This window comes from Promicromonospora sp. NPDC050880 (assembly GCF_044456525.1).
Classification (GTDB): Bacteria; Actinomycetota; Actinomycetes; order Actinomycetales; family Cellulomonadaceae; genus Promicromonospora.
Genome location: NZ_JBITFV010000002.1, coordinates 14,487 through 38,533, shown reverse-complemented (window position 1 = coordinate 38,533; position 24,047 = coordinate 14,487). Strand labels below are relative to the sequence as shown.

Genomic DNA, 24,047 nt, shown 5'->3' with positions numbered 1-24,047 from the left:
CGACCGATCTCGAGGCAAGCGACCGAGTTCTCACGCGAGGTCCGGGCAGGTGACCGAATGCCACGGTCCCGCGGTCGGCCCGGCACCGTTCAGGGCTCGCGCGGCGCCGCGCTCGAACGTCGCACGTGCAGCACGGCGGGTGCCTCGTACCGCACGGGTTCGGTGCGCCCCGCCAGCCGTTCTAGCAGCAGCCGCACCGCCTCGCGGCCCAGGGTGGTGCCGCTCTGGTCCACGCTGGTCAGCGAGACGAGGGGGTGCCGGGCGATCGGGACGTCGTCGTAGCCCACCACCGACACGTCGCGCGCGTCGAGGCCCGCCTCCGCGACGGCGCTGAGCACACCGATCGCCAGGGTGTCGTTGCCCGCGAAGATCGCGGTGGGCGGCTCGGGGGAGGCGAGCAGCGCACGGGTCGCGGCGTGCGCCTCGGAGCCGTCGAACAGGGTGTGCACCACCGACGGTCCGAGGCCTGCGGCGAGCATCCGCTCCCGGTAGACGGTGGTGCGCGCGACGTGGGGCTCGTCGCCCGCCTGACCCGCCCACGGCGGCTCCGGCCGGGACGGGTGGATGGTCAGGTGGGTGATCCGGCGGTGGCCGAGCTCCAGCAGGTGCGTCATCACCTGGTCGGCGCCCGAGCGGTCGTCGCCGGTGATCGTGTCGTAGCGGTCGGACCGGTCGTGCCGGCCGATCATCACCAGGGGCGTGTGCTCGGCGATCCGGTCGAGCCAGGCCGGGTCGACGCGGGGGGAGATGGCCACGATGCCGTCCACCTGGCGGTCCGCAAGGCTGTTGATCGCCACGTCGCTCTTCTGGTCCCGGCCGAGCGGGGCGATGATCATCTGGTACGGGGTGGCGGACAGTGCCTCGGTGGCGCCGTCGACGATCATCGTCAGGAAGTCGTTGCCGACCTGGGGTACCTCGAAGCCGAGCGTGAAGCTGGCCCCGCGCATCGCCCGCGCGGCGACCCGCGGCCGGTACCCGAGGCGGTCGATCGCCGCCTCGACCTGCGTGCGCATGTGCTCGCTGACGCCGTAGGCGTTGCGGATCACCTTGGAGACGGCCGCCCGGGAGACGCCCGCCTCGCGGGCGACGTCCTGGATGGTGGAGGGGCGCGGACCCGCCCCGGAGGCGGGTTCCCGTGCGGCCCGGGGCTGCGAGGTCACGGCTCTGTTCCCGATTCTGTAGATCGGTTGACACCCTACAGGCCCCTCGCTAGCGTGAGCGGACTGAAAGGATTCATTCGTCGGAGTGTAGATCGCTCTACGATCCTTTCGCTCTACAAGGAGGTAGAGAGATGCCCCGTGCACTTCGTCGTCGTGCGGCCGTGGCCGTCGCGGCGCTCCCGCTGGCGGTCCTCGCGGGCTGCTCGTCGTCCGGCTCGGGCGACGGCGGCACCACCGAGATCACCTTCCTCACCACCAACGACGCCCCCAACCCCGAGACCGCCGACGCCCTGGTCGAGGCGTTCGAGGCGGAGCACCCCGACGTCGACGTCACCGTCGAGATCCGCCCCGGCGGCACCGAGGGCGACAACCTCATCAAGACCCGGCTGTCGACCGGCGAGATGACCGACGTGTTCTTCTACAACTCCGGCTCCCTGCTCCAGGCGCTCAACCCGGACTCCACGCTCGTGGACCTGAGCGACCAGGAGTGGGTGGGCTCGCTCACCGAGGAGTTCCTCCCGACGGTGAGCACCGACGCCGGCACCTACGGCGCGCCGCTGGGCGCCGCGTTCGCGGGCGGCATCGTCTACAACAAGCCGCTCTACGAGCAGCTCGGCCTGGAGGTGCCGCAGACCTGGGACGAGTTCATGGCGAACAACGAGACCATCGCCGCGGAGGGCGACGGCGCGGCACCGGTCATCCAGACCTACGGCGAGACCTGGACCAGCCAGCTCTTCGTGCTGGGCGACTTCGCCAACGTGCTCGCCGTGGATCCCGAGTGGGCCGACCAGTACACGGCCCACCAGCGGTTCTACGCGGACGAGCCCGCGCTGCTGGGCTTCGAGCACCAGCAGGAGGTGGCCGAGGCCGGCTTCTTCAACGAGGACTTCCCGTCCGCCACGTTCCCCGACGGCGCCCGCATGGTCGCCGAGGGCGAGGGCGCGCACTACCCGATGCTCTCGAACGTGATCCAGACGATCCTCCAGAACACCCCGGACGCCGTGGACGACATCGGCTTCTTCGCGCTGCCTGCCGAGGACGCGGAGAACACGCAGGCGACCATCTGGCAGCCGAACGCGCTCTACATCCCGCGGTCCACCGAGGGCCCCGAGCTGGAGGCCGCCAAGGAGTTCGTGGCGTTCGCGAACAGCGAGGCCGGGTGCGAGGTGCAGAACGAGCTGCTCCCGCCCGCCGGCCCGTACGCGGGCACGTGCGAGGTGCTCGACTCCGCCCCGCCGCTCCTGGACGACATCCAGGCCTACTTCGACGCCGGCAAGGCCGCCAACGCCCTGGAGTTCAGCTCCCCGGTCAAGGGCCCCAACCTGGAGAAGGTGACCGTCGAGGTGGGATCCGGCATCAAGACCGCGCAGGAGGCCGCCGAGTTCTACGACCAGGACGTCGAGAACCAGGCCCGCCAGCTCGGCCTCGAGGGATGGTAGCGGCGGCCGCCGAGGTGCGGACCGGCAGGCGCCGCCGGACGGCGGGGTCCACCTCGGCCACCCAGCGCAGCATCTACCCGTCGTGGTTCTACCTGCCGGCCGCGGCGCTCTACCTCGTGTTCTTCGCGGTGCCGACGTTCGCGTCGTTCTGGTTCAGCCTCACCCGCTGGACCCTGTTCGACACCGAGTTCATCGGCCTGGAGAACTTCGTCCAGTTCTTCAGCGAGCCGCAGCTCTCCCGCGGCTTCGTGAACACGCTGGTCTACGGGTTCGTGACCTCGGGCGCCAAGGTGGTGCTCGGGCTGGCGCTCGCGGTGCTGCTCACCTCCCAGCTCGTGGGCCGCGGCTACCTGCGGTCTGTGGTGTTCTTCCCGGTGCTGGTCTCCACCATCGGCGTCGGCATCACGTTCAAGGCGTTGCTCGACCCGTTCGACGGCGTCGTGAACACCATGCTCGCCGCGTTCGGGATCGACGGGCCGGGGTGGTTCACCGACCCGAACCAGGCGTTGCTGACCATCGCGGCGGTCGACGTCTGGAAGGGGCTCGGCATCGCGACGCTCATCTACATCGCGGGGATCGTCGCCATCCCGCAGGAGTACTACGAGGCCGCCCGGGTCGACGGCGCCGGCCGGTGGCAGCAGTTCCGCTCCATCACGCTGCCGCTGGTCCAGCCCGCCACCGCCACGGTGATCATCCTGTCGCTCATCGGTGGCCTGCGGTCGTTCGACCTGATCTGGGCCACCACGGGCGGGGGGCCGGGATTCACCAGCGACGTGATCGGGTCCGTCATCTACAAGCAGTACCAGGCCGGCTTCTACGGGCTGTCCACCGCGGGCAACGTGATCCTCTTCCTGGTGGTCACCGCGGTGATGGTGCCGGTCTCGATGCTGCTCAACCGCAAGGAGGTCGAGCGATGAGGCGCACCGGTTCCTGGGTGGTCGGCATCGTGGCCATCGCGCTCTCCGTGGTGGTCTTCCTCGTGCCGTTCGCGTTCATCTTCCTCACGGCGTCGAAGGACGCGTCGTCGGCGTCGCGGCTGGAGTTCTCCTGGCCGCAGGAGTGGGCGTTCTTCGACAACCTCACCGAGGTGCTCACCACGCGGGACGGCATCGTGGTGCGGGCGTTCGTCAACAGCACGGTGCTGACCGTGGTGAGCGTCGCGATCATGGTGGTGCTCGCGGCGATGGTCGGCTACCTGCTGCAACGGCGCCGCACCCGGCTCAACCCGGTCGTCAACTTCCTCGTGCTGGCGGGCCTCATCGTGCCGCCGGCCGTGGTGCCGACCATCTGGGTGCTGCAGCAGACCGGCCTGTTCAAGACCATGCCCGGCCTCATCCTCGTCGAGGCCACGTTCGGTCTGTCGTTCTGCATCCTGCTGTTCCGTGCGTTCGTGGCCACCATCCCGCGCGAGCTGGACGAGGCGGCGATCATCGACGGCGCCGGGCCGCTGCGGCTCTTCTTCACCGTGGTGCTGCCGCTGCTGCGGCCCGTGATCATCACGATCGTCGTGGTGCAGGCGGTCAACGTGTTCAACGACTTCACGAACCCGCTGTACTTCCTGCCCGGCGACGAGAACGCGACCGTCCAGCTCACGCTCTACAACTTCCAGAGCCAGATGGTCAGCCAGTTCAACCTGCTGTTCATGGACATCCTGCTGATCACGGTGCCGCCGCTGGTCATGTACATCTTCTTCAACCGCCAGATCGTGGCCGGCATGACGTCCGGCGCCGTCAAGGGCTGAGAGGTTCGCATCGCATGAGCAACAACACCCGAGTCCGCGAGCTGCGCGTCGAGCGCCGCACCGACGGCGCGTACGCCGACACCCCCACGCCCCGGCTGAGCTGGACCGTCGAGAGCGACGTGCCCGGCTGGTGGCAGGCCGGCGCCGAGGTACGGCTCGACGGCGAGCACGTCGCCCGACTCGACACCGACGAGTCGCACTTCGTGCCCTGGCCGTTCGACGCCCTGGCCCCGCACGCCCGGCACACCCTGGAGGTGCGCGTCACGGGCACCGACGGTGGCACCTCGCCCTGGAGCGCCCCCGTCGCCCTGCGCAGCACCTTCCTGGCCGACGGCGAGTGGACCGCCCCGTTCGTGGGGCTCGCCGAACCACCCGCGCCCGCGACCCCGGGCCTGCTGCGCACCGAGCTCGACCTGGGCGGCGAGGTGGCGAGCGCGACCCTGTACGCGTCGGCCCACGGCGTCTACCAGGTGGAGATCAACGGGCAGGACGTCGACGACGCCGTGCTCAAGCCCGGCTGGACCGCCTACCAGCACCGCCTGGTGCACGAGGCGACCGACGTGACGGCCCTGCTGCGTCCCGGCGCGAACGCCGTCGGCGTGCGGCTGGCCGGCGGCTGGTGGACCGAGAGCTACGGGTTCCACGGCGAGGCCCGGCCCTTCTACGGCGAGCAGCCGGCCGTGGCCGTGCAGCTCCACGTCGTGCTCACCGACGGCACCACCCGCGTGCTGACCACGGGCCCGGACTGGCGCGGCGCGGTCGCGGGCCCGGTCACGGCGAGCGGCATCTACGCCGGCGAACGGATCGACGCCCGCCGCGCGCTGCCCGGCTGGAGCCTGCCCGGGTTCGACGACTCGGCCTGGTCGCCCGTCCGGGCCGACGACGACGCCGTCGTGCCCGAGCCCGCCCTGGCCGAACCCGTGCGCCGCATCGACGAGCTCGGCGTCCAGGACGTCATCACCACGCCGTCGGGGCGCACCGTGCTCGACTTCGGCCAGAACCTCGTCGGCCGGCTCCGGGTGCGCGTGTCGGGCGAGGCCGGCCAGGTGATCACCCTGCGGCACGCCGAGGTGCTGGAGCACGGCGAGCTCGGCGTCCGCCCGCTGCGGCACGCCGAGGCCACCGACCGCCTCGTGCTGTCCGGCGGGCAGGACGTGTTCGAGCCCGAGTTCACGTTCCACGGGTTCCGGTACGCCGAGGTGGACGGCTGGCCCGGACGGCTCGACCTCGCGACGGCCCGGGAGGCCGTCACGGCCGTGGTGATCAGCAGCGACATGCGCCGCACCGGGTGGTTCGAGTGCTCCGACGAGCGCGTCGACCGGCTGCACGAGAACGTCGTGTGGGGCATGCGCGGCAACTTCGTCTCCCTGCCCACCGACTGCCCCCAGCGCGACGAGCGCCTCGGCTGGACCGGCGACATCCAGGTCTTCGGCCCCACCGCGAGCTACCTCTACGACAGCGACGCCTTCCTGGCCTCCTGGCTGCGCGACGTCGCCGCCGAGCAGGCCGCACGCGACGGCGTCTGCCCCGTCGTGGTGCCGTTCGTGCTGCCTTTCGGCTCCCAGCCCGCGGCCGCCTGGGGCGACGCCGCGACCGTGGTACCCACCACGCTCCTGGAGCGCTTCGCCGACCGGCGGGCGCTCGCGGAGCAGTACCCGAGCATGCGGGCCTGGGCCGACGTGCTGGTCGGCCTGTCGGGCGAGCGGCTGCTGTGGGAGGGGATGTTCCAGTTCGGCGACTGGCTCGACCCCGACGCGCCGCCGGACGACCCCGCCGGTGCCAAGACCGACCCCGACATCGTCGCGAGCGCGTACGTGGTGCGGTCGCTGCAGCTCGTCACCGCGGCGGCGCGCGAGGTGGGTGACGACGAGGCGGCCGCCCGGTACGGCGACCTCACCGAGCGGGCCCGGCAGGCCTGGGTCCGCGAGTACACGACGCCGTCGGGCCGCGTCGTGTCGGACGCCCAGACCGCCTACGCGCTCGCCATCGCCTTCGACCTGGTCGACGACGCGACGCGCGCCCGCATGGGCGACCGGCTCGCGTGGCTCGTGCGCCGCGCCGGCTACCGGATCGGCACCGGCTTCGTGGGCACCCCGATCGTCCAGGACGCCCTGACCTCGACGGGTCACGCCGACGTCGCCGCCCGTCTGCTCCTGCAGACCGGCGTCCCCTCCTGGCTGTACGCCGTGACCATGGGCGCCACCACGGTCTGGGAGCGCTGGGACAGCATGCTGCCCGACGGCAGCATCAACCCCGGCGAGATGACGTCGTTCAACCACTACGCGTTCGGCGCCGTCGCGGACTGGCTGCACCGCACCGTCGCCGGGCTGGCGCCCGGCACGCCCGGGTACCGGCGGCTGCGGGTCGCCCCCGTGCCGATCGTCGGGCTCGACCACGCCACGACCCGGTTCGAGAGCCCCTACGGGACGGCGGAGGCCGGGTGGGCGGCCCGCGACGGGCAGGTCGTGGTCCACGCGGTGGTGCCGCCGAACACCCGTGCGGAGGTGCTGCTGCCCGGGGGAGAGCGGCTGGAGGTGGGAGCCGGCCCGCACGAGTGGACCGTCCCCGATCCCCGCACGCGCCCTGCGCCCGCCCCCGTCACCCTGGGCTCGACGCTCGGCGAGGTCGCCGACGACGCCGAGGCCTACGCGCTGGTCCAGGCCACCGTCGAGGAGCTCGCGGGCCGGCGGACCAGCGCCCTGCGCTCGCTGCGGGAGTGGACCGACCAGCGCACCCTGGAGGAGGAGCTGACACGGCTGGCCCCGGCAGCCCGCGAGCGCGTGGGCGCGGCGCTGGAGGTGCTCAGCTCTCGGCGGGGTAGTCGGTCGTGACGGCGAGCGCCCGCGACGCCGCGACGTCGTCGGCCAGGGCCTGGACGCGGCCGCCCGCGAGGGCGAGGGAGTCCGAGCCCAGGAGCTGGTGGAGCGGCGCGTCCCCGCCGGTCGCCACGGTGATGATCGCCGCGGCGGCCCGGGCGGGGTCGCCCGGCTGGGTGCCGGGGATCTGGTGCAGGTGCTGGTCGACCATCTCGCGGATCGCGGGGTACGCGTCGCTGGTGGCGGCGGGCAGGCCGACCGAGACCGGGCGCAGGAAGTCGGTGCGCATGTAGCCGGGCTCGACGCTGTTGACCCGGATGCCGTGGTCGGCGACCTCGGCGGCCAGGGACTCGGTGACCGCCTCCAGCGCGAACTTGCCGGCGGTGTAGAGGCTCCAGCCCGGGAAGGAGAGCAGCCCGAGCACGGAGGAGACGTTGATGACGTGGCCGCTGCGGTGCGCCCGGAAGTGGGGCAGCACGGCGCGCAGCACGTTCCAGACGCCGAAGACCTGCACGTCGAACATGGCGCGCGCGTCGGCGTCCGAGACCTCCTCGACCGCGGCGAGGTAGCCGTAGCCCGCGTTGTTGACCACGACGTCGAGGGTGCCGAAGCGGTCGATCGTCTCCGTGACGGCCCGGGTGACCTGCTCCTGGTCGGCCAGGTCGACGGTCAGGGGCAGCAGGCGCGTGGTGTCGCTCCCGGCCAGGGCCGCCGTGAGGCGTTCGGTCGAGCGGGTGGTGGCGGCGACCTGGTCGCCGCGGTCGAGGAGCTGACGGACCAGCTCGAGGCCGAGGCCGCGCGAGGCGCCGGTGACGAACCAGGTGGCGGGGCGGTCGGTGGGGTAGGCCATGGGAGTTCTCCTTCGTGGTGCGGTGGGTGCCGGCACTGCCTGCCGACGTCCACCAGCCTTCCGCCGGAAAGGGCGCTCCGGGGGCGCATACCGGGCCCGGCGGAACCTCGGTCGCGCCTGACCAGGACGCGGAGGTCCACCCAGGCGGCTGCGCCGCACGGACCCGGCCGCGCAGAATGAGGACATGCCCGAGAAGAACACCGAGCTGGCCGACTTCCTGCGGCGCGCCCGCAGCCAGTGCGACGCCTCGCGGGCCGGGCTGCCGGCCGACGGCCGGGTGCGCCGCGTGCCCGGCCTGCGCCGGGAGGAGGTCGCCTTCCTGGCGGGCGTGTCCACCGACTACTACGCGCGTCTGGAGCAGGGGCGGCGGATCGTGCCGTCGCCGTCGGTCGTGGACGCCATCGGCCGCGCGCTCGACCTCGATGCGGCGGGGCGAGCCCACCTCGCCGACCTGATCGGCCTGGGCACCGCGAGGCCGCAGCAGCGGTCCCGTCCCGTCCAGCGCGTGCGCCCCGGCCTGTACCAGCTCCTCGACGCGCTGGACGACGTGCCGGTGCTGGTGCTCGGCCGCCGGTCGGACGTGCTGGCGCAGAACCGCATGGGCCGGGCGCTGTTCACCGACTTCGAGCGGTTCCCCGCCCCGCGGCGCAACTACGCGCGGTGGATGCTGCTCGACGACGAGGCGCGGTCGCTGTTCGTCGACTGGGAGGAGCAGGCGCGCGTGGCCGTCGAGAGCCTCCGGCTGGAGGCGGGCAACGATCCCGAGGACCGGGCGACGGCCGAGCTGGTCGCGGAGCTGCGCCAGTCCGCGCCCGAGTTCGGCAGGTGGTGGGACGAGCACCGCGTCAACCGGCGCACGCACGGCGCCAAGCGGCTGCGGCACCCGGTGGTCGGGGACCTCACGGTCGGGTACGAGACGCTCACCCTGCCCGGCGACGCCGACACCACGCTGTACGTCTACTCGACGGAGCCGGGCTCGCCGTCGGCCCGGGCGCTGGACCTGCTGGCGAGCTGGTCGCTCACCGGAGATCCCGCCGCGCACTGACCCATCCGATCCGGGCGTGGTTCCGAACCCTTGTCGAGCCCCGCCGGCCGTCCGGTACGACGGCCCAGGGGTGCGCACGGACACCCACCCAGGATGGAGATCAGCGATGACGCAGTACACGCCCTCGACACGTACCAGGGCACCGCACCAGTGGCTCGCCGTGACGATCGGCGCGGTCTACCTCGTGGTCGGCATCGCGGGGTTCTTCGTGACCGGCTTCAGCGGTTTCGCCGAGCACGACCACGGCCAGACGCTGCTCGGTTTCGCCGTGAACCCGCTGCACAACATCGTGCACATCGTGATCGGCCTGCTCGGCCTCGCACTGTGGTCCACGCCGGGCCGGGCCCGGACCTTCGGCTGGCTGCTCGCCGTCGGGTACGGCGTGACGTTCGTGTTCGGCCTGTTCGCGGTGAACAACCCCGGCATCAACATCATCAACATCAACGCTGCGGACAACGTGCTGCACGTCCTGAGCGCGCTGGCCGGCCTGGCCATCGCCCTGTGGCCGGCCCGCTCGACCACGACGGCGGCGTCGCACGCCTGACGCCACGACGTCTCCGGGTGTCCCCGGAGGTGGACGGTTGTCCGCCAGGCCGCTGGGGACCGTCATGCCATGCATGACGGTCCCCAGCGGTCTGCTGAACGGAGGTCAGGCGGCCGTGATCGCCGTGATGAAGCCGGCAGCTGCCAGGGTCAGGACGGTGGTCCAGGCGACGATGGCGATGACCTGCCAGAGGATGACCCAGTTCTTGCTCACGCCGGAGGCGACCAGGGTCGCGGCCGTCAGGTGGGTGGGCAGCGCCAGCGGGCCGAGCAGGCTCGCCCCGGGGACGCCGAACCGCACCAGCCAGCAGCGCAGACGCTTCTGGCCCTTGGCCTTGCGGGTGGTGGGCTCGCCGTCGCCGTCGCCGTCGGGCTGCGGCTCGGCCCCCGGGCCTGCCGTGGCGTCCGGCTCCGCCTCGGGGCGTGGCCCCGCGCCCGTACCAGGGCCGGCCGCGACGGTGGTGCCGGCGCCTGCCGGGACCGCCCGGGCCGCCACGGGTGCACCGGCGTCAGCCGCGACCTTCCGGGCGCGGCGGGCCTGGACCGCGCCTCGGGCCCGCGAGCTGAGCAGCACCACCAGCACGACGGCGATGATGTTGCCCGCCGCGCCGGAGACGCCGGCGACCACCGGGTTGATGCCCGCGAGGACGCCCAGCGCCGCCGATCCCTCGCCCTCGATGTACGGGATCGCGCCGGCGAACGCGACGATCAGGGGCTGCACCAGCTCAGGCACCTGCGCCACCAGGTCCTGAAGGTCCTCGTAGGGGTTGAAGCCTGCCATGGGCGTCTCTTCCGACGGGGCGCCCGAGACGGGCGCCGGGTTTCTACGGCCGGCTGTCCGCCGGCGTAAGCCAGTAGAAACCGTGTCCCAGGAACAGGGTCAACGGGTGCGTCCTGGGGTGCGCGTCACACGGGACGGCGCGACCGGCCCGCCGTCCGCTCCTCGCGGAGCGCGACCTCCAGCGCCAGGAACGCCAGCACGTCCAGCAGCAGTCCGAAGGCCGCCGTCCACCGCACCGCACGGAACACCAGGACCTGCGTGAACAGCAGGCTGACCAGCACGGCCCGGCGCACCCAGGCGGCACCGTGCAGGCGGTCCCGGCGGCCGACCACGACGCCCACGGCGAGGAGCACCACCGACGCCGTGACCGCCACGAGGATCGCGACACCGGTCCACGTGGGCAGCCCGGGCACCAGACCCTGGACGATGCGCACGCCGACCGTGGCCTCCGCGGCGCTCGTGGCCAGGAGCAGCGAGATCACCAGCCACGCCACCCAGGCGCGGTCCACGAGCGCGTCCAGCCCGCGCACCACCCGGTCCACGCCGGAACGGACCAGGTCGGGCACGTCGGCGTCGTCGTCGGGGACGGCCTCGACGAGGCGGGTGACGAGGTCGGCGCCCGGCTCGCCGGCGCCGCGCCTCGCGAGGGTGCGCGCCTCCTCGCGGGCGTCCGGCGTGAACCCACCGGCCAGGCCGGTGGCGAGCCGGTCGGCGGCGACCGCCAGGTACTCCGCCGGGTGGTGCGGCCGGCGGCCGTGCAGTCCCTCGACGACGAGCACGAGCAGCACCGTGACGACGTAGATGATCGCGGCGGTGGGCGCGTAGAAGTAGTCGTTGTCGGAGGTGACGAACTTGCCCACCTCGTCGATGAACAGCCCGAAGCCGACACCGCCGAGGATCGCGCCGAGCGAGCGGGGCACCGGGCCCACGTACGAGAGCAGCAGCATGATCGCCAGGGCCATGAGGAGGCCTCCCCACAGCACGTGGGCGACGTGCAGGCCACCGCCGCCGATCTGCGGGTAGCCCGTCGCGGCGAGGTAGGCCCGGGTGGCGAGCACCGTCACCACGCTCGCGACGAGGAACGTCACCAGGTGCCGGACCGCGGAGGTGTCCCGTGGTGCCCCGAGCCGCAGCAGGCGCCCCCGGCCCGCGAGGCTCACCGGTCCGGTGCGTGGTTCGTCGGTCATACGGCCCCCGTCGTCGCCCTGTCGCCGGCGCGCGGGCCGGCGTCGTCCCAGGCCATCCTCTCGCAGGGGGTGCTCCGGGTTCCACCGGCAGGGGTCGGGGGCGGCGCCGTCCCGGGCGATCGTGCCGGCGGCGGCCGCCGTCCGGGGGACCGGACGACGGCCGCCGGTGGTCAGGCCGTCCGCGCGATCGCGATGTTGGTGTTGCTGCGCGCCCCGGCCTCGTAGAACATGTACAGCCGCCCGCCCTCCTCGGCGAAGCTCGGTGCCGCGGCCCGGGTCGCGACCGGCTCCGTGTAGAGCACGCCCAGGTGGTTCTCCCGGTCGAAGCTCGTGCCGACGTCGGCCACGTGGATGGTGCCGGACCCGCTGTGGTAGACCACGTGGCCACCGCCGTTGCGGGACCAGTAGTGCGCTCCCGAGAGCTGGCCGCCCTCGCCCGAGCGCGGCGAGATCAGGGGCTGGTGCTTGAACTGCCAGCCCGAGGCGAGCCGGTCGGACCAGCCGATGAAGATCTTGCGCGTCCCGGCCTGGGCGCCCATGAAGAGCATGATGTGCGTGCCGGACTGCGTCGGGTGCGGGAACACCCGGGCGTACGACGTCTCGGTGACGTCCGAGGGCAGCATCCCCGTGTGCAGCACGGTGGCGCCGTAGGTGAAGTTCACGCCGTCGTCCGACGTCGCGACCCGGGTGGTCGTGTTCTCCCCGTGGAAGAACAGGTAGATGCGGCCGTCGTCGGCGTTCCAGACCGCGTGCGGGCTGGAGACGTGGCTCACCGAGTAGTGCGGCGACCAGGTGCGGGAGATGATCGGGTTGTTCGGGTACTCGCGCCACGGGCCGGCCAGCGAGTCGGCGTACGCCAGGCAGATCCCGCCCGGGGCGTCGTGCGGCGCGTAGTACATGTACCAGGCGCCCAGGGGGTTGCGGACCTTCCCCGCCACGTGGCGCACCGAGGGGAAGATGATCTCCTTGCGCGCCGGGGCGTAGGCGAGCTGGGACCTGTCCATGGCGGCGCCCAGCCGGGTGAAGGTGGGAAAGCCCGGCACCGCGGCGGCGGCCGGCGGGGCACCGGCCGTCACGCCGACGCCGAGGGCGGCGGCCGAACCGAGCACCGCGGCGCCGACCAGCAGGCTCCGCCGGCCGAGCAGCGGTGGTGTGCCGGCGGCGTCGGGACCGGCGCCCGGTGCGCCGTCGGTGGATCCCGGGTCGAACCTGTCGTCGAACGTCATGGCGACTCCGCTCCGGCCCGTGCGGCTGCCGCGCTCCGGTGCGCGACGGCGGATCACGCCGGGCCACTAGGTGTCGAATGTCGGGCCAGGGCGGTGACCCGGTCAACCGGATGATAAGAACCATCACCTGGCGGCCCGGCCGCTGTCTGCGTCCGACCCGTCGACCGGGGGAGCGGGGAGCGCACCGCCGGGGTCGTGCTCAGTCCGTGACGTGGGCCTGCCGCGCGTGCACCGGCAGGAGGTCGACGACGAACGTGGCGGGCACCGCGGTCCCGTCGAGGGTGCGCGCGGAACCGTTGCCCCGGCCGTTGCCGTTGCCCTGACCGCCACCGTTGCCGTGCCCGGGTCCCTTGCCCGGTCCGGTGCCGGGCCCCTTGCCGGGCCCGTTGCTCGGACCGGCACCGTTGCCGTTGCCCGGTCCCTGGTCGTTGTCCTGGGTCGGGCCCTTGCCGTTCGGGTTGCCGGGGTTGCCGGGAGGCCCGCCCGCCGGCGGCTCGGGCTCGGTCGGCGGCTCGGGTGCGGGCGGAGGTTCCGGCGCGGTGGGTGGCTCGGGTGCGGGCGGTGCCTCGGGTTCCGGTGCGGGTGCCGCGGGCTCCTCCGGGGCGGGCTCGACCGGGGGAGCGGCGGACCCGGGCGCGTCGCTACCGGCGTCCGGCGCGGCGTCGGCGGGCGGCGGGTCGGACAGCGGCTCCGCCGCCTCCGGCTCGGGCTCGGGTCCGGCCGGCGGCTCGGGCGCCGCGACCTGCTCGATCACCGGTTCGGCCGGCTCGGGGACGTCCTCGGAGCGTGGGGCCGCCGCGGAGGTCGGCTCCGCGCCGTCCGGCGCGGGGGTGTCCGGCGCGGAGCGGCCGGGCGGCGGAGCCTCCGGCGCCGTCGGGCGGGCCGGTGCGGTGCCGGTGTCCGGCCCCGCGATGGTCTGGGCGGGTGGCTGGTCACCCTGGCCGCCGAGCGAGGCCCAGGCGATCCCGCCCAGGACGAGCACGGCCGCGACACCTGCCGCCACCGCACCCTGCTGTGCCCGGGGCAGGCGCGGTCGGGTCGCGGCGCCGCCCACGGTGCCGACCCCTGCGGTGGCGAGCGCGGCGCCCAGCGTGCCCGTGGCCACCGCGCCCGCGACCAGGTGTTGTCCGAGGTCGCGGAGCATCCAGGAGACTTCGCGGACGTCGATGAAGGCGCGGGTGCAGTCGGCGCAGCCGTCCATGTGGACCTCGAGGCGGTGCTGGCGGCGGGGCAGCATGCGGCCTTTGAGGTAGTCGTGCATGCCGGCGCGGGTGGTGCGGCACTCGGGTTCGGTCACGGCCTGGGCGTGGGCGGCGGCGAACGCTCCGGCGAGGCGTTCCTCGGCGCGGCGTAGCCGCATGGTCACCGCGTGGGGGCGTACGCCCAGGCCGGTGGCGATGTCGGTGACGGCTTTGTCGTGCACGTGGCGGTCGAACAGGATCTGGCGGTCGTCGTCGGCCAGGTCGGCCAGGGCGGTGCGGAGCATGCCGGCGTCGGCCTGGCGTTCGGCGTCGAGCTCGGCGCCTTCGGCGGGTGGGGTCAGGCCGTCGAGGGTGTCGTCCTCCACGAGGGTGGTGCGGCCCTGCTCGCGGGTCATGGAGATGGCTTCGTTGACCGCGGCGCGTCGCCAGTAGGGGGCGGGGTCGGTGATGGTGCCGCCGGTCGAGACGATGCGGATCATCTTCTCCAGGGCGCGGCTGGTGGCCTCCTCGGCATCGATCCCGGGTACCCGGGCTGCTACCGAACGCACGACGTTACGACGATGCACGACCCAGTCGTGCACGCCCGGCTCCAGCACGCTCACGCCTCCTCCTCCCCGCCACGCCGATTGACGACCCTTTAAAGCCAGATAGGATTTATGTCCAAAATGGGCACCCCGAAATGCCAGGGGTTTCGATGACACAGCATACGGAATTGGTCCGGGCGGGCCGGTCGAGGGTGAAGTGCGCGCGCCGCGACGGGGGTGCTGGTACCCGCGGCGCTGTGCCGCTCCCATGACTGGTCGCCGGGGCGTCTTGTGCCGCAATGAACGATGCGAACCGAATTGTCGCATCGTGTGTGCGGCCTATTGTCGGTGGTCATCTCGACGTGTGTGCCGTTCACCGGTAATGGCAGGAGCGAGGCGTCCCGATCGTGCGCCGCGGTGTCCCCGGTCTGGGCCCGGGGGCCCAGGCGGGCCTGGGTGCACGGTTGGGCCGTAGGGCCGTCGTGGTCCGCGCCGTCGCGACCTACGTTGACCGGATGACCAGACCCCGCCCCCGAGTCCCCAGCGATCGTTCCGCGACGTGGCGGGGCGGCCGGCGCGGTGCGGGAGCGGAGTCCGGCCAGGCGCTGGCCGAGTACGTGGCGGTGGTCGGCCTGCTCCTGCTGGTGATCGCCGTCGTGATCGTGGCGGTCAGGCCGGTGGGGACGGACATCGGGGCGGAGCTGGTCTGCGCGGTCGAGCAGGTCGGTGAGCCGGGCGCCCCCGAGGAGTGCGTGACCGAGGTCGAGGGCACCGGGTCCGACGACGAGGGCGGTGACGACAGGTACAGCCCGCCGACGGGCGACTGCGAGGACGACGTCACGTTCGGCAAGGTCAACCTCGACGAGGAGTACCAGAGCCACGTGGTCCAGATCGACTGCGTCTGGTATCCCGTCAAGACCATCTGCGCCTCGTCGGAGCTGCCGGACGGCTGGTTCGACCGGGACGAGGACGATCGCGTCTACCTCGAGGACGAGATCGTCGAGTTCGTCGACTGCGTGACCGACGGCCACGGCGATCCCAAGGACGACCCGGAGGACGAGAGCTGCGTCAACTCCCTGCCGACGAGCGAGGAGTTCGACGAGGACGGCCCGCCGAAGGTGCAGGTGGGGTGCAAGGAGCTTCCGGTGCCCAAGGGGTGCGAGGCCCAGTGGGAGGCGTACAAGGACGCGCCGGCGGGCAAGGAGCGCGCCGGGAAGTCAGGAGACCTGGCCAACTGCATCTCGAAGGTGTACGGAGCGATCGAGCCGGAGTGCGTCGTCTCGTCCAGCTCCCACGTCGACAGCGAGAACATCTCGTTCCTCTTCGTCCGCTGGGGCTCCAGCAACGGCATGCTGATCGAGCAGCTCGGCGACGGCCGGATCCGGGTCCACATCCTCAAGGGCGGTGAGCAGGGCGGCGGGGTCACGTTCGACTCGGCCATCAGCTTCGACGTGGCGGGCATGACCGGGTACTCGATGGACAAGACCTACGAGTTCACCGACATGAAGAAGGCCCAGGAGTGGATCGACTGGTACAAGGAGTACGACAAGGTCGCCGGCAAGATGAACAACGACTGCACACCGTCCAGCGAGCACTGGGGCAAGATGTGCACCCCGAGCGGCGAGGGTGACGAGCTCGCGCTGGAGGAGCCCGAGCACCATGAGCTCAGCGAGGGTGAAGGCTCCTCCAAGAAGGTCCGGTTCTCGGGCGGGCTGAGCGCGTCCACCGAGTTCGGGCCCGCCGAGATCGAGGGCAGCGTCGAGGGCGGCTACGAGGGCGAGGTGTCGGTCGACGAGACGCTCTACTCGGACGGGGCGACCACCGTCTCCTACACCTCGACGGACATCGGCGGCTTCCTGATCGGCGCGTCGATCGGCGGCGGCAAGCCGTTCGCCGGTGACAAGAAGGAGTGCAAGAAGAAGGACTCCGACGAGTCGAAGTGCGGCCTCGGCGGGGCCGGCGCCGGCTCGGGCGGGATGGAGTGGACGGGCACCACGCAGGTCGAGGTCAACCGGAACCCGGACGGGTCGCTGCTCAACGTCATCCTGCGCATGGACGACCAGGTGCTGACCACCCTCGCCAACGCCGGGATCGACATCGAGGCGACGCTTCCCCGTGGCTTCTCCGTGGGCGGCGGCTGGGAGCGGACCAACCAGGACGGCAAGGCCTCCGTGCGGGAGATGATCCTCGACTTCGGCCAGTTCCCTGAGCTGGAGGACACGCTCGGCCCGAAGATCGACGAGCTGTTCCCCCTGGATGACGAGGGCCGCCTCAAGAAGGACGACGTCGAGATCGACGCCGGCGACTACGCCGAGGGCGGGTCTCTCTACGAGGAGATCGACGACCACGCCAACGTGCGCGAGCTGAGGTACGACGTCGAGCGGAGCTCCGACGACGGGCACCTGGGCGTGGACCTCATGGGCCTGAACCTGTTCGAGGCCGAGTGGACGTCGGTCGACGAGAAGCGTGACCTCAAGGACTCCACGTTCGAGGTGACCGACGTGAACGGCAAGAAGCAGAAGGTCTCGCCCGCACCCGCGTGCAAGGCGGTCGACTTCGAGCCGGACGAGGGCTACTACGCCGACGACTTCTCGGACCCGCCGACGAGGAACAAGAACCCTGAGCACGACCTGGGCGCGGAGTACTTCGACAACGAGTCGCCCCGGTACACCGAGGACGGTCCCTACCCGGGTACCGACTACGACGGCGACGTACCGGGCGACAAGGACGACCTGGTGCACTCCCTGGTCGACGAGTACTCCGAGGCGTTCCCCGACACGAACATCCTCGTGGTCAAGGACTTCGAGAACTTCTCGTTCGAGCACGTCGAGGGCCTCGAGCACCTGGCCACCGTCGACGGGGTGGACGTGATCGCCATCGACAAGGGCACGGTCAAGAACAAGGGTGACGGCGGCTGGACGAACTGGGGGTTCACCGGCGAGTACGAGCGCGAGGGCGACAAGACGGTGCACTTCAGCCCGCAGCCGGGCGGTGGTGGCCTCTGCACCGTCGACAACGCCCAGGTCGGGCTGTTCGACGGCGACCGGGTGGGCGATCCGCCACTGGTCATGGCGGCCACCTCCTCCTCCGGTGGTAGCAAGGGCGGCGGGTCCAAGAACGGACACTGCTGAGGTGCGGCCCGCGCCGGTGAGGGCCTCAGTCGATGTGGACCTCGTAGATGGTGCTCGACGGGTCGAAGTACGACGTCTCGTTCTCCTCGAAGTAGTGCTTGTACTCGTACCCGTCGTCGCCCTTGTAGATGAACCACCCCGTGTGTCCGCCGGCGTCGAACCGCTCGACCCCCTCCTGGTCGATGTTGATCGTGCCGGTCCCGTCGACGCACACGCTGGGGTTGGCCGCCCCCGCGCCGCTGAGGGAGTTGGCCTCCCAGGAGAACCTGACGTGGTCGTTCGGGTACCAGCCGAGAATGTTGAAGTTGCACTCGAGCCACGGGACCTGCTCGATGTCGCCCTCGGCCTCGTCGGGCTCCAGGGCGCCCTCCCACACGTCCTCGCAGCTGTCGTCCGTGGTGCAGTCGTCCTCGGGGTCGTAGGGGGGAAGATCGTCCTCGCTGATCTCCTGCACGCCGCAGCCCAGCGTCCCCAGGGGGAACACGCAGACGGGCACCGTGCCGTCCGCGGGCTCCTCGGGCTGGCAGAAGTCCCACTCGGGGAGGCACCGCAGGCCGGTGTAGGGGACGCCGCCGCCGGGCAGGTCGATCACCGGCTCGTCCTCGTCGTCGACCAGGCCGCCGGTGTCCTCGCCGTCGCCGGCACCGGCCTCGGCAGGGTCGCAGGCCGGGTCGCCGTCCTGGGTGGTCCCGACGTCCTGGACCGCGCACGCCATGCTGTCCTGGATCGTGTCGCCCACCGGTGTCACCGTCGCGACCAGGACCGCCACGACCAGCACGACCACGGCGACCACGCCGACGTACTCGACGGTGCCCTGGCCGCGCTGGTCGCGCACGGCGGTGTCCCGTGCCCTGGCGAGCGCCCTGGACAGCCGGTGGGACGAGAGGGACATTTCAGCCATTATGGGATGCTACCGCCGTCCGGATCGGGAATGACCTGCGAGGTGCTGCCGCCTCGGCCCGGCTAGTCGACCAGCACGATGCGGCTGGAGTAGGCGTCCACCTCGGGCGCCTCCCAGGCCGGTTCCTCGTCGTCGCCCGCGTCGTCGCCGGGTTCCTCGTCGCCCTGCTCGTCGTCACCGTCCGGCCCACCAGGGCCCTCGTCAGAACCCTCGTCCTCGTCGGGTTCGGTGACGCACTCGCCGTCGATCATCCAGCCCAGGCTCGTGCCGTCCCGGCACAGCCCGCCGTCGAGCCTGATCTGCGCGGTGGCCTGCGCCGTCGAACGGATCCTCGCGACGGGAACCTGGTCCTGGTGGCGCACCTCGACGAACACCTCGAGATGCTCGGCGTCGTAGTCGAAGCGGACCAGGTCCGCGCCGTTGGCCTCGGCGTACGCCTCGGCGGCCGTCCGCATCTCGTCCGCGACGACGGCGTCGAGCAGCACCTCCTCGATGATTCCCCAGAAGTCCGCGAAGCCGCCGGGCAGCAGGTGCAGCCCGTGCAGCGCGCCCAGGCGCTCGTCCCACGTCTGGGCGGCGGCCAGCGCCGCGGCGTCGGCCGCCGTGCCGGCCTCTCGCCGGTCGTCCGTCGCCGAGCCCACCATCGCGATCACCAGGATCGCGGCGCTCAGCAGACCGACGGTGATCGGGAGGGCCATGACGTGCATCGACCCGCGCTCGCGGTCGTCGTCGCGCTGTCTCCGGGCGAGGAGCGCCCGCCACGCCCCTCGGCGCGGCCGCATGCCAGCCATGGTTCAGTCTCCTGCCGGGGCGTCGGTCACGGGTACGCCGGTGATCCGGAACCGGTCCGGGGCGTCCACGGTCACGGTGTCCTGCCCGGTGTCGGGCCACACGACGGTGATCAGCGTCGTCTGCCCCTGGCCCAGGGGCTCGACCTCCTCGTCGCCGAGCATCCGCCGTACGACGAACCCGGTCGAGTTCTTCCCCGCCACGTAGTCGAACGGCAGGACCCGCTCCTGCGCGCCGAGGAGCGAGAGGTTGTGCGCGCCGGCCAGCTCGCCCAGCGCCCCGAACCGGCGGTCGCCGACCTGCTCCAGGAAGGCGGGCAGGAACCAGGCGGGATCGATCGAGTCACCGCTGGTCCGTTCGGCCTCCAGCGTGCCCACGATCGCTCCCGGGCGGCGCACCATCGACTCCACGGCGATCCTGTAGCTGCCGCCCTCGGTGGTGATGGTCACGGGGCCGTCCTCGGCGGTCGGGGCGTCGGTGCCGGGGAGGTCGCTCTCCACGTCGGCCTCGACGACCAGGCTGCCCTGGAAGTGGATCTCGACGCGCCGGTTCGCTGCCCGTGCCTCCGGGCTCGTGCCCTCGGCGATCGGTTCGCTCTCGCCGCGGCCCTCCTCGGACACGGTGAAGTCGTCGCCGAGGCCGGCGCGCAGCCGCACGGCGACGGACCGGGCGCGGCGCTCGGACAGCGCCTGGTTGTAGGAGTCGGTGTCGACGTCGTCGGTGTGCCCCACCACCTGTACCTCGCCGGAGTCCGCCTGCTTCCGGATCGACGCCGCCGCCCTGTCCACCACGCCCCGCGCCTTCCTCGACAGCGTGTGCTCGTCGGAGGCGAAGAGGACGTCGGAGGCCAGGGTGACCGTGACGTCGTCGTCCTCGGCGGACGTCGCGGAGCCGGCGTCGTAGCCGCGGGTGAAGGCGCGCAGCTTCCTCGTCCCGGCGTGGTCGACGCCGCCGACCCGGGCGACGGCGTCCTCGAAGTCGGCACCCGCCGCCACGACCGGCACCGTCACGGTGCCGAAGCCGGGGAACAGCACATCCACCGCGTCGTTCGCGGGTGCGGCGAAGACGGCGACGGCCGAGCCCCGCAGCACGTCGTCCGCGGTCCAGTCGATCGCCGCGGCGGGCTGCTCGCCCGAGGTCTGCGCCACGGGATGGACGACACCCTGCTCGGTGTCGAACAGCCGGACGCCCCGGCCGTCGGTGACCGTGTCACCGAGCCCGCCGAGGGTCAGGACGACGGTCGAGAGCTCCGTCGGGTCGGCCGAGGTCGCGTCGAACTCGTACCGCAGGACGGCCAGGTCACCGTCCACCTCGACGGGATGCACGTCGAAGCCCACCTGTGCACCGTGCCAGGCCCGGTCCACGGACACGACCTCGCCCGGAGGCGGTGAGCCTCCGGGCGAGGTGGGCGACGCCGACGCGCCGGCCGAGGGCTCGGCCGTCGGGCCGGGCGCGTCGGGTCGGACGAGACCGCAGCCTGCCGACACGGTCACCAGACCGACTGCGAGAGCGGTGAGCACGGCCCGACGCATCGGCACCTCCGTCGTTGTTCTCGGATGGATCAGCCGTTACCGCCGCCGGCCGGGTTGCCGACCTTGCCGACGGCTTCCTTGAGCTCGGTCAGGATCGCGGTGCCGACGGGCGTGGCGCCCGCGACGACGGCGGCGACGATCGCCACGACCACCAGGATGATGCCGACGTACTCGACCGAGCCCTGCCCGCGCTCGTCGTCGTGGAACCGGCTCGTCGCGCGCCCCGCGTAGTGCTTCAGTGCCACCTGCGCGGCCACTGCCTTCTCGATCAGTGCGTTCATGAGGTCCTCCACCAGTTGTCGTCCGGTTGCCGGCAACGGGCTCCAGGGCTCCGTGGCCATACCGGTCAACCTAGGGACGGCTGCTCCGGCCGCCCAGGGCGTCCGGTCCCACCGGCGGACCCATTTCCGCTGGGCCCCTGGCCCTATCGCGGGCCGGGTCCCGCTGGATCCAGCGCACGATGGCCTGGCTCCGCGTGGTGACACCCAGCTTCGCGAACAGGCTGTTCACGTGGTTCTTCACCGTCTTCTCGGAGACGAACAGACGCGCTGCCACCTCACGGTTCGAGAGGCCGTCGGCCACCAGGTCCATCACCTCGGCCTCCCGCGGGGACAGCAGGCCCCGTACGGCCGGCGGCGCCACGGGAGCGGCGGCAGGTGCCGGTGCCGTCGAGACCCCGGAGACCACCTGGCTCCCGTTCCGGCACAGCCGGATCGCGTCCAGCATCGCGGCCGGCTCCAGCGCGCCGTGCACGAGATAGCCCGCAGCGCCGGCCGCGATCGCCTCGGCGACCGAGGCCGGGTCGTCGGTGTGCGTGAGCATCACCACCGTCGCTCCGGACAGCCGGGGCAGGAGCTCCAGCCCGCTCACCCGGGGCATCCGCACGTCCAGCAGCACGACGTCGACCTGCCCGGCGGCCACGCGGGCCACCGCCTCCTCGGGGTCGCCGGTGTCGTGCACCGACGTCACGCCGTCGGTCCCCTCCAGCAGGCTGCGCAGGCCCAGCCGGATGATCGGGTTGTCGTCCACGGTGAGAATTCGCATCAGGCCACCTTCGGGGTCGCTGTGCGGGAGGCCACGGCGCGGTCCGGGCCGGCGCCGCTCGTGTCGTCCCGTCGGGTCTCCGGCTCCGCCGCCGGTCGGTCGGCGGGCTCGTGCGGCAGCACCACCCGCACGGTGGTCCCGCCCTGGCGCCCCGCGGTCCACGAGGCGTCGCCGCCGCACAGCGCGGCCCGCTCCTGTACCCCGCGCACCCCGTATCCGCCGGTCAGGCCGGCCGGGAACCCGGTGCCGTCGTCGGACAGCAGCACCTGGACCGTCCCGCCCGGCACGGACACGGCAAGCTCGACCCGGGACGCGTGCGCATGCTTGCGGACGTTCTCCAGCAGCTCGGCCACCAGGGCGCGGACGTGGTGGGCGCGTCCGGGGCCCGCCACGTCGTCGACGTGCGGGCTCGCGGACACCTGGACGGGGATCCCGGTGCGTTCCGTCCAGCGCCGGGCGAGGTCCGCCACCGGCCCGGCCACGCCGGAGGCGTCGTCCCGCAGCTCGCCCAGCGTCGTCCTGGTGTGCTGGTGCGCCGTGCCCACGGCATCGCTGAGCTCCCGCGCGAGCCGCACGGTGCCGGGCGGCGACCCCTCCCGCTCCAGGCGGTCGGCCAGCCCGCGGGACGCCAGCGCGAGGCCCGCGAGATCGCCCGCCACGGTGTCGTGCAGGTCCCGGGCGAGGCGCAGCCGTTCCGCGAGCGCGGCCTCGTGCTCGCGCGTGGTCACCAGCTCCATCGACGTGAGCGCCTGCCGGCGCAGCCGCCGGCCCAGCACCGTCCCCGTCCACGTCATCACCACGACGAGGGCCGAGCCGGCGGTCCCGGTGACCACGCCACGCACGTCCTCGCCGTAGACCGTGAGCTGGTGGAGGGCCAGCGGCACCGCCATGATCAGGCCGAGCCGCGCGCCGGCGAGGAGGCCCCACAGCGCCGCGGTGGCCGCGGCGTAGATGGCCATCAGCGGGGACCCGGCGACCGGCAGGAGCGTCACGACGGTGACCACGACGTCCCCGGCCAGCAGGATCCCGTTGCGCGCGTAGACCCGGCCGCGGGTGTCCCAGTTCAGCGCGGGCACGAAGGAGAACGGGGCGGCCAGCATCACGAGGATCAGGCCGAGCCAGCCCTCGCCGTCGAGCAGGTCGAGCACGAGCGCGAACGCCAGGACCACCAGCCGCACCTGGCACAGCACGCGGACCGTGGAGCCGATCGCCCGCTGGGTCGTCGGGTCCATGGCGTGCCCGGGAGCCAGTCGCTCAGAAAATCCCACCGAGCACCCCCGCGTTCGCGATGAGCACCGAGGACACGATCAGGATCAGGGCCCCGGGCAGGATCGTCAGGGTCACGACGAGCGACACCAGCGGTGCCGCGCGCGACGCGTTCCGGCGCACGTTCTCGGCGTGCTCGCGGCGCACGTCCGACGCGATGTCCGTGAGTGCCTGCGCCAGCGGCACGCCCAGCTCCTCGGCCTGGAGCAGGGCGGTCACGAAGGTGCCCACGGCCGCGGACCGGTTGCGCTCGCGCAGGGCCACGAACGCCTGACGCCGGGACGTGCCCACGTTCATCTCCTGCAGCGCGGTACGCATCTCGGCGGCCAGCGCGCCGTCGTGCAGCTCGCACACGCGCTCCAGGGCCTGACGGAAGCCCAGGCCGGCCGTCACCGTCACGCTGAGCACGTCGAGGAAGTCGGGCAGCTCGCTGTCGACCTGCTGCTGTCGCGCGTTCCCCGCGAGGAAGAGCCACAGCCGCATCCAGGCGATCAGCACCAGCGCCAGCGGCACGCCGAACATCCACAGTCCCTGGAGCGTGAGCAGGAGCCCGAACAGCACCGCGATCAGCAGGAAGGCGGCCTCCCGGCGCACGAACATCGTCAGCGTCACGCCGTCCGGCCGGCCGGCCCGGCGGATCATCGTGTCCAGCCGCTGCAGCCGGGCCCGCCCGTGCAGCCGGACCGCGAGGGGCAGCAGCGGCGCCCCGATGAGGTCCAGCAGGGCGACGAACCCGCGGGGCCGGGGCTCCGCGCTCGGCAGGTACTCGGCCTCGACGTCCTCCAGGCCGGTGCTGGTCACGAGCCGGTACCCGGCCATGCCCAGCACGACGAGCCCGGCCGCGCAGGCTGCGATCAACAGGTCGAGCAC

Annotated in this window: 20 protein-coding genes; 7 read left to right on the top strand and 13 right to left on the bottom strand. The window is 72.5% G+C overall.

The features are described 5' to 3' along the window. Positions 1-89: 89 nt before the first annotated feature. A complete protein-coding gene (locus ACIBBF_RS03985; RefSeq protein ID WP_397410744.1) occupies positions 90-1,160 on the bottom strand; it encodes a LacI family DNA-binding transcriptional regulator in 1,071 nt (356 codons plus the stop codon). A 131-nt stretch (positions 1,161-1,291) separates the two neighbouring features. Here ACIBBF_RS03985 and ACIBBF_RS03980 point away from each other — a divergent pair, with 131 nt between their 5' ends. From ACIBBF_RS03980 to ACIBBF_RS03965, 4 genes are read left to right on the top strand one after another with little or no spacing between them, the layout of a single operon-like run. Next, positions 1,292-2,599 carry an ABC transporter substrate-binding protein gene (locus ACIBBF_RS03980; RefSeq protein WP_397410743.1) on the top strand — a complete coding sequence of 436 codons (1,308 nt, stop codon included), beginning with the start codon at positions 1,292-1,294 and terminating at the stop codon, positions 2,597-2,599. Next, entirely contained in the window at positions 2,593-3,516 is a 924-nt protein-coding gene (locus ACIBBF_RS03975) for a carbohydrate ABC transporter permease (protein WP_397410741.1), read from the top strand. The genes ACIBBF_RS03980 and ACIBBF_RS03975 overlap by 7 nt, the downstream gene beginning before the upstream one ends. Continuing rightward, complete coding sequence (locus ACIBBF_RS03970; RefSeq protein WP_397410739.1) at positions 3,513-4,340, top strand: carbohydrate ABC transporter permease; 828 nt, start codon at positions 3,513-3,515, stop codon at positions 4,338-4,340. Before ACIBBF_RS03975 ends, ACIBBF_RS03970 begins: the two co-directional genes overlap by 4 nt. A gap of 14 nt (positions 4,341-4,354) precedes the next feature. Then, complete coding sequence (locus ACIBBF_RS03965) at positions 4,355-7,171, top strand: family 78 glycoside hydrolase catalytic domain (protein WP_397410737.1); 2,817 nt, start codon at positions 4,355-4,357, stop codon at positions 7,169-7,171. On the opposite strand, the gene ACIBBF_RS03960 is transcribed toward ACIBBF_RS03965, so the two are convergent. Further along, positions 7,143-8,006 carry an SDR family NAD(P)-dependent oxidoreductase gene (locus ACIBBF_RS03960; RefSeq protein ID WP_397410735.1) on the bottom strand — a complete coding sequence of 288 codons (864 nt, stop codon included), beginning with the start codon at positions 8,004-8,006 and terminating at the stop codon, positions 7,143-7,145. The two genes, ACIBBF_RS03965 and ACIBBF_RS03960, sit on opposite strands and share 29 nt — an antisense overlap. Positions 8,007-8,190: 184 nt before the next feature. On the opposite strand from ACIBBF_RS03960, the gene ACIBBF_RS03955 reads away from it, so the two are divergent. Together ACIBBF_RS03955 and ACIBBF_RS03950 are read left to right on the top strand one after the other, a co-directional pair. Then, positions 8,191-9,051 carry a helix-turn-helix transcriptional regulator gene (locus ACIBBF_RS03955; RefSeq protein ID WP_397410733.1) on the top strand — a complete coding sequence of 287 codons (861 nt, stop codon included), beginning with the start codon at positions 8,191-8,193 and terminating at the stop codon, positions 9,049-9,051. A 106-nt stretch (positions 9,052-9,157) separates the two neighbouring features. Further along, the gene (locus tag ACIBBF_RS03950) at positions 9,158-9,595 is read left to right on the top strand and encodes a DUF4383 domain-containing protein (protein ID WP_397410731.1); all 438 of its coding nucleotides are present in this window, start codon (positions 9,158-9,160) and stop codon (positions 9,593-9,595) included. Between the two features lie 105 nt (positions 9,596-9,700). Here the strand turns inward: ACIBBF_RS03950 and ACIBBF_RS03945 are convergent, their stop codons facing one another. The 4 genes from ACIBBF_RS03945 to ACIBBF_RS03930 all read right to left on the bottom strand — a co-directional run bounded on the left by ACIBBF_RS03945 (position 9,701) and on the right by ACIBBF_RS03930 (position 14,592). Then, positions 9,701-10,375, bottom strand: coding sequence for a small multidrug efflux protein (locus ACIBBF_RS03945; protein WP_397410729.1), 675 nt, complete (start codon positions 10,373-10,375; stop codon positions 9,701-9,703). A 125-nt stretch (positions 10,376-10,500) separates the two neighbouring features. Continuing rightward, a complete protein-coding gene (locus ACIBBF_RS03940; RefSeq protein WP_397410727.1) occupies positions 10,501-11,562 on the bottom strand; it encodes a hypothetical protein in 1,062 nt (353 codons plus the stop codon). A 170-nt stretch (positions 11,563-11,732) separates the two neighbouring features. Then, positions 11,733-12,788 (bottom strand): hypothetical protein, encoded by a 1,056-nt coding sequence (locus ACIBBF_RS03935; protein ID WP_397410725.1) that lies wholly within the window; start codon positions 12,786-12,788, stop codon positions 11,733-11,735. A gap of 199 nt (positions 12,789-12,987) precedes the next feature. Continuing rightward, on the bottom strand, positions 12,988-14,592 hold the full coding sequence (locus tag ACIBBF_RS03930; protein WP_397410723.1) for a hypothetical protein: 1,605 nt from the start codon (positions 14,590-14,592) through the stop codon (positions 12,988-12,990). 437 nt (positions 14,593-15,029) lie between these two features. On the opposite strand from ACIBBF_RS03930, the gene ACIBBF_RS03925 reads away from it, so the two are divergent. Further along, on the top strand, positions 15,030-17,645 hold the full coding sequence (locus ACIBBF_RS03925) for a hypothetical protein (RefSeq protein ID WP_397410721.1): 2,616 nt from the start codon (positions 15,030-15,032) through the stop codon (positions 17,643-17,645). A 25-nt stretch (positions 17,646-17,670) separates the two neighbouring features. Here the strand turns inward: ACIBBF_RS03925 and ACIBBF_RS03920 are convergent, their stop codons facing one another. The 7 genes from ACIBBF_RS03920 to ACIBBF_RS03890 form a co-directional block, all read right to left on the bottom strand. Next, complete coding sequence (locus tag ACIBBF_RS03920; RefSeq protein WP_397410719.1) at positions 17,671-18,546, bottom strand: hypothetical protein; 876 nt, start codon at positions 18,544-18,546, stop codon at positions 17,671-17,673. Positions 18,547-18,608: 62 nt separating this feature from the next. Continuing rightward, positions 18,609-19,337 carry a pilus assembly protein TadG-related protein gene (locus ACIBBF_RS03915; protein WP_397410717.1) on the bottom strand — a complete coding sequence of 243 codons (729 nt, stop codon included), beginning with the start codon at positions 19,335-19,337 and terminating at the stop codon, positions 18,609-18,611. A 3-nt stretch (positions 19,338-19,340) separates the two neighbouring features. Then, complete coding sequence (locus ACIBBF_RS03910; protein ID WP_397410715.1) at positions 19,341-20,867, bottom strand: OmpA family protein; 1,527 nt, start codon at positions 20,865-20,867, stop codon at positions 19,341-19,343. A gap of 29 nt (positions 20,868-20,896) precedes the next feature. Beyond that, the gene (locus ACIBBF_RS03905) at positions 20,897-21,148 is read right to left on the bottom strand and encodes a hypothetical protein (protein ID WP_397410713.1); all 252 of its coding nucleotides are present in this window, start codon (positions 21,146-21,148) and stop codon (positions 20,897-20,899) included. Between the two features lie 70 nt (positions 21,149-21,218). Then, positions 21,219-21,911, bottom strand: a complete 693-nt coding sequence (locus ACIBBF_RS03900; protein WP_397410711.1) for a response regulator transcription factor — start codon at positions 21,909-21,911, stop codon at positions 21,219-21,221. Further along, positions 21,911-23,143, bottom strand: a complete 1,233-nt coding sequence (locus tag ACIBBF_RS03895; RefSeq protein WP_397410709.1) for a sensor histidine kinase — start codon at positions 23,141-23,143, stop codon at positions 21,911-21,913. Before ACIBBF_RS03895 ends, ACIBBF_RS03900 begins: the two co-directional genes overlap by 1 nt. 22 nt (positions 23,144-23,165) lie before the next feature. Next, complete coding sequence (locus ACIBBF_RS03890; protein WP_397410707.1) at positions 23,166-24,047, bottom strand: type II secretion system F family protein; 882 nt, start codon at positions 24,045-24,047, stop codon at positions 23,166-23,168.